The organism is Vibrio sp. Y176 (genome assembly GCF_033438945.1).
Genome location: NZ_JAWOQS010000678.1, coordinates 1 through 645 on the forward strand (window position 1 = coordinate 1; position 645 = coordinate 645).

1 pseudogene is annotated in these 645 nt (G+C 41.2%); it reads right to left on the reverse strand.

Annotated features, from left to right (window positions below):
- Positions 1-480: pseudogene (locus tag R7O13_RS28025) on the reverse strand (LuxR family transcriptional regulator); the annotation flags it as partial.
- Positions 481-645 lie beyond the last annotated feature (165 nt).

Sequence of the window (645 nt, forward strand, 5' to 3'; positions counted from 1 at the left end):
AAGAACAGAAAAATGCGAGCGCAAGTTGTTGATTTGCGCGGCAGAGAAGCGTTTACCTTCACGCAAGCAGCCAAAATAGAGAATTACCCAACGACCGGATTCGATTTCTACCAGCATGCTGAGTTCATCTTTCCAACCTGTTTGATCGTAAAACTGCTTTCGATACGTTTGATACTCGATGCCTTTTTTCGCCACATCTTTTAGGGTGAAGATGCCTTGTTGCTTGTGCTGGTTGAGGTTTTGGAAAAACGGATCGTTTTGAAATGAGTTGGTCAGGTAACGTTGAAATAGCAACTCACGTTCATTTTCAATCGAGTCATAAAGATAGATCGGATGTTTGCCTTCTCGGTAACCAAGAATGATCGCGCAATCAAAATCGAAAATTGAGTGAATCACGCTCATCAATTTTGGGGTGAAGTTAGGCGTGTTTAAAGCAGAAATTGCTTCTGCGAGTTGCGCGTTAAAGTTTTGGTTAGGCATGCGATCATCGAGTTGACATGATTTAATTTTGCGCAAGCATAACCAAAAGCAATCCAACGAGAAAGGGAAGTCACCATCTTCTCGTGACTTCCCCCTAAAAAGTTGCTCAGGTACTCAGTTTTACGTTCTCGATTGTTAATTCTATGATTTTTAATGATCAGATTT